The sequence below is a fragment of the Microcystis sp. M53598_WE2 genome (assembly GCF_030067735.1).
Classification (GTDB): Bacteria; Cyanobacteriota; Cyanobacteriia; order Cyanobacteriales; family Microcystaceae; genus Microcystis; species Microcystis aeruginosa.
The window spans coordinates 1-6,314 of the sequence record NZ_JASJFE010000881.1; the positions used below are offsets into that span (position 1 = coordinate 1).

A 6,314-nucleotide genomic window follows, 5' to 3' on the forward strand; every position below is an offset into this window, starting at 1 on the left:
CCTCTTCATCCTTGAGACAATAGGTAAGATATTGATTTTGGTTTTGAGTGATCGTAAAAGTCATATCAGTTATCAGTTATCAGTTATCAGTTATCAGTTATCAGTTATCAGTTATCAGTTATCAGTTATCAGTTATCGGTACAGCTGACTAAAAAGCTGATTGCTAACATAGAACGTAGGTTGGGTTGAAGCATGAAACCCAACACCCGCTCATGTTACGCTACCACTAACCCATCCTAACAAATAATTGTGCCTCCCTACTTAGCTTAACCAATGAGGTTTTAGATTCGGCCCTTGTGAATAAGCTGGGATAGCCTAGCTTGAGATGAAAATTTGGGTAAGAAAATAGGCAATTGCGGCACTACCAACCGGTACAGTGAGATTATCTATACCCAGTTTCGAGAAAGTTTCTAGAATAGTAGCTACGATCGCTGTCAATAAAGATACTAAAATAATTGGCGGATTAATGCCATTAATAAAAGATAAAATAATCAAGCTGACTAAAAAGCTGATTACTAACATAGTCAGGGAACCTTCCAGACTTTTGCCACTGCCGAAAATTTTGTAGGGATGTTGACCGAAATTTTGTCCGACTAGGGCCGCTAATCCGTCTCCCAAAGCCATAATTAAAATACCCATTGCCGCATATTCGGGGTGAGAAATTGGCCAAAAATAAGCCACGAGAACACCGATACTAACAGCATAAAAAAAAGTTCCCCAACTGCGGCGACCGACACTATTAAGACTGGGTAAAATGGGGAAAAAATAGGATAGGATAGCGATAGTTGCCGCTAGGATCGCCGCGATTATTCCCACCCAAGCGGGGATATTTAACCACCAGGCAAAAAGGATGACGTTTCCTGTGCCAATGTGGACAACTTTGCGGGTAATTTCGCCATCGGTACTGAAAAGACTTTTTAATTTTTCAGCGATCAGAATCAGAACAGCTAGGTAACAGGCGACTAAACCGATCGAAAATAGGAGAGAGTGGGATAGTTCCACGTGGCAAAAGCGAAAATTGACTATCTATTTAGTTTAGGCGATCGAGGTGACATTGATGAAAGGAATTTTTATTGGCTTAATTGAGGGATATCGACGGTTTATTTCGCCGCTATTTCCCCCTTCCTGTCGTTTTCAACCCACCTGTTCCCAGTATGCCATGGAAGCGATTGATCGCTTTGGTGTGCTGCGCGGTTCTTGGTTAGCAATTAAGCGTATTCTCCGTTGTCATCCCTTTCACCCCGGAGGTTACGATCCTGTGCCTCCCTGTAGCCACAAGCACGATTAAAAGGCAAAAATACTGCCTATTTTCTTTGGGGAAAACGCTCGATATCGGCGATACCATAAAAGATGATCTGTTTATCTTTTAAACGTAGTCGATCGACTCTTAATTGGGTACCATCGAGGGCAAATTTATCTAAATCCATGAGGTTGTTAACGTGGCTGATTAAAGCTTCTCCTAAAGCTTTCGATCTTTCGTCCCCTTGATAAACCACCTCAACAAATTGAATTTTTCGCCGTTCTTCCACAACCACAGCAGTGGTCATTTCTAGAAGAATTGGTTCTTCTTCTCCCAATTTGATGAGACTTTTCAGAGTTAAAGTTTTATCGTCATTGAGAATTAATTCCGTATTCTGACAGTGAATTGATTTACCTTCGTACTCTAATCTTTGCAGTTTTTCGACAATAAAAGGTGTATTAAAAGAGGTGGTTAAGTCTTCTTCCGTTAAAACTACCCGCAAAGTGGCCCGCGTCGGTTGACGGAGTTTTACCTGTCCGGTAAAAATGGCACTAAAATCGATCGCCACCGCTTGTACATACAATTCCATGGCTTCGATGCGTAGGCCATTGTACATCAGCATCGACTGACCGATAAAGTCAAAACCGTCGATACTGCCTTGCAGTAATTTGGCCACGGGTTCGGCGCGGACAGTCGCTTTCAGCTTGCCTGTCCGTTTGAATAATGCAGCGATCGCAGCACTCACCGCCTTACTGATGAGTTGATCGCCGCTCTGATTGGGAAAAGGTAAGCTACCAAACACGCCTGCTGTCATATCTCTCATAAGTGGGACTACAACGATCTTAACATTATTTAAAGTTTCTTTACATCTCGTTTTATTAATGAGAATGATAAGCAATCTGTATGATTCTGTAGAGGTTATAAATTTTTAGCGGTCTATCCCGTGCTAGGGGATAGGATAGAAAAGTGCTACTATCCCAGTGATATAGCGTTTTTCACTTAGAAAATCGGGGTTAAAAACGTGGTTGCCATTTCAGATCAACAACAGTTAGCCGCTACCCACAACCACAGCGATCGAGTGGCGGTATTATTGATGGGATACGGGGAAGTGGAGAGTTATGAGGACTTCGCCAACTATAATGAACAGGCCTTGAATCTGCTGACGGCTAAGTTCGCTCCTGTACCGACTTGGGTTTATCCTCCCCTAGCGAAATTATTGGCCATATTTGACCTACACGAATGGCAGCACCAGCATAATCACTTTATTTCGCCCCATAACCACATTTTCGAGCATCAAAGACAGGAAATCGAGCGCAATTTACAGGCAAAATGGGGTAATCGGGTGGAGGTATTCAAAGCGTTTAACTTCTGCGCGCCTTTTTTACCGGCACAAGTATTAACGGAAATCCGCGAGCGGGGATTCGAGAAAATTTTGATCTATCCTCTCCTCGTGGTTGATTCTATCTTCACCAGTGGCATTGCCATCGAACAAGTTAACAAAGCTTTAGCTCAAGGACAAACGGGGGAACATTGGGTCAAAGGATTGCGCTACATTCCCTCGTTTTATAACCAACCCGCTTATATAGAGCTAATGGCGCGGTTAGTGGAGGAAAAAATCGCGGCCGAGGTAGCTAGTAGCTGTCTTCCCTCGCAAATTGGCATTATTTTAATGAATCACGGTTGTCCCCACGAAGCTAAGGGATTTACGTCGGGAATCGATGAAAGTCAAGCTTTATACGAGTTGGTCCGGGAAAAATTAATCTATCGTTATCCCTTGATTTCTGTGGGTTGGTTAAATCACCAAACCCCCTTAATTAAATGGACGCAACCGAATGCAGAGTTAGCGGCGAAGAATTTAATCGAATTGGGGGCAAAAGCCTTAATTTTCATGCCGATTGGCTTTGCTACGGAAAATCACGAAACTTTACTGGATGTGGAGCATATTATCGAAGCTTTACGCCGCAAGCACGACCAAGTTAATTATGTGCAGATGGCCTGTGTCAACGATAACCCCGAATTTTGCCAGATGGTCGCCGATTGGGCCGAGGAACATATCGAAGCTTTACTATCACAAGAGGCTTTATCTGTCAATACTTCTGTAACAATTCCTCACATTCATTCCGATCACCATCATCACCACGGACACCACCACCATCATTGAAAATCAGTCCTACCACTTGTCACTTTTGGAAGTATAATCTATAATTGTGCTTTCCTGGGTACGTAGCTCAATGGATAGAGCATCCGCCTTCTAAGCGGACGGTTGTAGGTTCGATCCCTACCGTACCCGTTATTGTTAAGTAGGGATGGGAAATTCTCTCCTATCGTCCCAGGGACAATCGCTTTGAGGCGGTGAGCGTGGAATTAGGTCAGTTGAGTCCTGTCGGTTGATATTGATTGTGTTTAATTTAGTTTGCGATCGAGTTGAGGGTCAGTCAAGGGAGAAGGCAAAGGCGAATAGGACGTACTGCGCCACAATATCTCACGGAATGAGGATAGGTCGCCTGAGAAGGAGTAAAACAAGAGAAACTACCTGAAACTCCTTCTTCTGTGCATCCCTCTATTTAATAGTTTGCCCTCTTTGTAATAGCCTTTCTCGTCTCTTTTGACGGGATTCTGTTTCCAGTTGGGCGAGTATATCGTCTAAAAAAAGATTATAAAGCTCAATCTGGCGGTTAGTTTCCCGTAAGCTTTCAAGACATTGTTTTCTCGTTGCTTCATCGGGATAGGAGGTGCGGTAAGTCATCATAAGTTCCATTGCCTCTTTACTTCATCAACACTAGCACTAACAGCATCCACACTGGCTGTTCCTTGCAAAATCGCTCTTTCTAACATCTCTAGCATCGTATTTGAGAGAGTCGGCTGCTCTTGTAAAATTCTCAGCAGGATATTATTAATTCGGGAGTAGGAATTAGTTACCCTCTCTCTGGCATTAGATAATTCTTCTAATTCTGATAATGTCCGTTCATTTTCCCCATATTCTGTAAAAAGTTGCCATTCCGTTGCCGATGCGTACTCTATCTGATCCGCTAGTTGACGCAGTAGATCAAAAATGCTCGCTAAGGTTTCCTCCGGTAATGTAGCCATATTCAATTATTTCTATTATCCCCAGTCTATCATCTGGTTGGTACGAGGTAATCCTGTTTAATTTAGTTTGCGATCGAGTTGAGGATCAGTCAAGGGAGAAGGCAAAGGCGAATCAGACATACTGCGTCACAATATCTCACGGAATGAGAATAGTTCGCCTGAGAAGCAGTAAAACAGGGGAAAGGAAGCGATCGCTAGTGTGAGACATATATAACTTAAGATTTGTGACGCGATCACGACAAAGCAGAATTAATAGTTCCAGTGGTTCAGGGAAATGAACTGATTAGCAAGGGGGAAGTTAGCCGTTTCAAGATTGGCGATCGCATTGACAATTGCCTTAAAACTCATTTTCTTTGAGGGATTTGCCTCTTGATAAATTGCCAAAATTCCGGGATGGTGGGAATCCGCAGCATGGAGAAACTGAAAGTCACGGCAGTTAAGGGTCAACAGGATGCGATCGGCATTTCTAGCATAGTCCAGAACTATGAAATCTGGCTGACTCATCAGACCAGCTTCGTTAACTGTAATCACTTCATGTCCAGCCTGTCGTAGCAATTTCACCAACACTTTATCTTGGGCATCTTCATCAATGAGTAACTTTAGGAACCCAGGGCTACTCCTCTCGCTTCTAGGTAACGACGTTCTGCGTCCGCTTCCTGCTGCAACAGTTCTTGATGAGTTTGGCAGTATTCAATTGCTTCGAGAACGGCGGCTAAGGGTAATTCTTTGCTGTCGGCGACTTCTTCAGGAGTCATTTTGTTGGCGATCGCATCTGACCAAACAGTGAAAGCTGTCAGCTTGCTGCCTTTGACGTATAGTTGCTGTCGCCAGGAATGAGGACGTTTCTCTAAATACTGCCATTGAGTTTTCGCCGCGTTAGTGGTCATGCTGATGCCTTGATCAAAGCTGGTATCCCCAGTTTATCATCTGGTTGATGGGAGGTAATCGGGCTTAATTTGGTTAGTGATCGAGTTGATAGTTTAAGGGAGAAGGCAAAGGCAAATCCGACATACCGCGTCACAATCCCTCACGGAAGTGGATAGGTCGCCTGAGAAGGGGTAAAACAGGGGAAAACACCTGAAACTCCTTCTTCTGTGAATCACTGTCTTATGGCGAAAGGAGAAACAGCAGTCTAGAAAAGAGTTCTGGTATTATTTATAGACATCGCCGCGAGGTTTAATAGTTGTAATGACGTATAGATTGTTATTTCTATCTTCAAAAAACAACACTCGATACTTACCTACTCGCAATCTTAGTTCATCTCTTCCGTAAAGGGGTTTAATATCTAATTTTGTAGAATCCGAAATCAAAGTATCCAAAGCTTCAAGAAGACGAATTTGATCATTTTTAGGCATCCTTTCTAAGTAGCGTTCTGCTTGTCTAAGTAGAATATAATCAGCCAAGTTTATCTCCAAATAATTTGTATTTTAATTCTGTTGAAGTGATTCCAGTATCTCGACCGGATAAATAATCTTGCCATGCTGCTTGGCTTTCAGCAAGTTCTTCGGCTGGAATGATCTCATCGTCATCTTTTGGCGCTACGGTCGGCTTGATGATAGTTTTTAAATCCTCTAAAAGTCGCAACTTATCCGTAAGGGGAAGATTCTCTATTTGGCTGAGGATTTCATAGTAAGTTGTCATAGACCTTGATCGTATCAGATAATCCGAACACACCTCAAATAATACCACATCCAGATACTAACCAAAAATGGTAAAAGCGGTGGGCTGTTCACAACCGACTTGGTTCTGCGGTTTCTTTATCGGGATTAAGAGAGAAATATAAAAATTTATTAAATTGTAGCTTTTAATACAGTTGTGGGGGGGGGGAGTGTGTATTTTTGTTTTGTCCGCCTTTGGTGTTGGGTTGTTGCTTAATCTGGCCGCGAGAAGGCGATCGCACTTTGAGGAGATACATTAATGAAAACAAGTGTAATATACATAACGGCTGTATTAACTTTATTGGGACTAACTGTGTCTCGACAAGCTA

10 protein-coding genes and 1 tRNA gene are annotated in these 6,314 nt (G+C 42.8%); 3 read left to right on the forward strand and 8 right to left on the reverse strand.

All coding sequences use genetic code 11. The features are described 5' to 3' along the window. Window positions 1–315 precede the first annotated feature (315 nt). Entirely contained in the window at window positions 316–1,002 is a 687-nt protein-coding gene (locus PX636_RS17875) for a diacylglycerol/polyprenol kinase family protein (RefSeq protein WP_002798164.1), read from the reverse strand. A 55-nt stretch (window positions 1,003–1,057) separates the two neighbouring features. On the opposite strand from PX636_RS17875, the gene yidD reads away from it, so the two are divergent. Continuing rightward, window positions 1,058–1,288 (forward strand): membrane protein insertion efficiency factor YidD, encoded by a 231-nt coding sequence (yidD, locus tag PX636_RS17880; RefSeq protein ID WP_002757748.1) that lies wholly within the window; start codon window positions 1,058–1,060, stop codon window positions 1,286–1,288. A 16-nt stretch (window positions 1,289–1,304) separates the two neighbouring features. Here yidD and PX636_RS17885 read toward each other — a convergent pair whose 3' ends face one another. Continuing rightward, window positions 1,305–2,063, reverse strand: coding sequence for an LmeA family phospholipid-binding protein (locus PX636_RS17885; RefSeq protein ID WP_002757745.1), 759 nt, complete (start codon window positions 2,061–2,063; stop codon window positions 1,305–1,307). Between the two features lie 198 nt (window positions 2,064–2,261). Between PX636_RS17885 and PX636_RS17890 the strand changes: the two genes are divergently transcribed. Then, window positions 2,262–3,401, forward strand: a complete 1,140-nt coding sequence (locus PX636_RS17890) for a ferrochelatase (protein WP_288118132.1) — start codon at window positions 2,262–2,264, stop codon at window positions 3,399–3,401. Between the two features lie 56 nt (window positions 3,402–3,457). Continuing rightward, window positions 3,458–3,530, forward strand: a tRNA-Arg gene (locus PX636_RS17895). 270 nt (window positions 3,531–3,800) lie between these two features. On the opposite strand, the gene PX636_RS17900 is transcribed toward PX636_RS17895, so the two are convergent. From PX636_RS17900 to PX636_RS17925, 6 genes are all read right to left on the reverse strand, one after another. Then, window positions 3,801–3,989 (reverse strand): hypothetical protein, encoded by a 189-nt coding sequence (locus tag PX636_RS17900; protein WP_002783384.1) that lies wholly within the window; start codon window positions 3,987–3,989, stop codon window positions 3,801–3,803. Next, window positions 3,986–4,327 (reverse strand): hypothetical protein, encoded by a 342-nt coding sequence (locus PX636_RS17905; RefSeq protein WP_159292852.1) that lies wholly within the window; start codon window positions 4,325–4,327, stop codon window positions 3,986–3,988. The genes PX636_RS17900 and PX636_RS17905 overlap by 4 nt, the downstream gene beginning before the upstream one ends. 249 nt (window positions 4,328–4,576) lie before the next feature. After that, on the reverse strand, window positions 4,577–4,888 hold the full coding sequence (locus tag PX636_RS17910) for a DUF5615 family PIN-like protein (RefSeq protein WP_288118134.1): 312 nt from the start codon (window positions 4,886–4,888) through the stop codon (window positions 4,577–4,579). A gap of 38 nt (window positions 4,889–4,926) precedes the next feature. Beyond that, a complete protein-coding gene (locus PX636_RS17915) occupies window positions 4,927–5,214 on the reverse strand; it encodes a hypothetical protein (protein WP_012266331.1) in 288 nt (95 codons plus the stop codon). 264 nt (window positions 5,215–5,478) lie between these two features. After that, window positions 5,479–5,682, reverse strand: coding sequence for a type II toxin-antitoxin system RelE family toxin (locus PX636_RS17920; protein WP_002731958.1), 204 nt, complete (start codon window positions 5,680–5,682; stop codon window positions 5,479–5,481). 40 nt (window positions 5,683–5,722) lie between these two features. Beyond that, on the reverse strand, window positions 5,723–5,968 hold the full coding sequence (locus PX636_RS17925; protein ID WP_002734321.1) for a hypothetical protein: 246 nt from the start codon (window positions 5,966–5,968) through the stop codon (window positions 5,723–5,725). Between the last annotated feature and the right edge of the window lie 346 nt (window positions 5,969–6,314).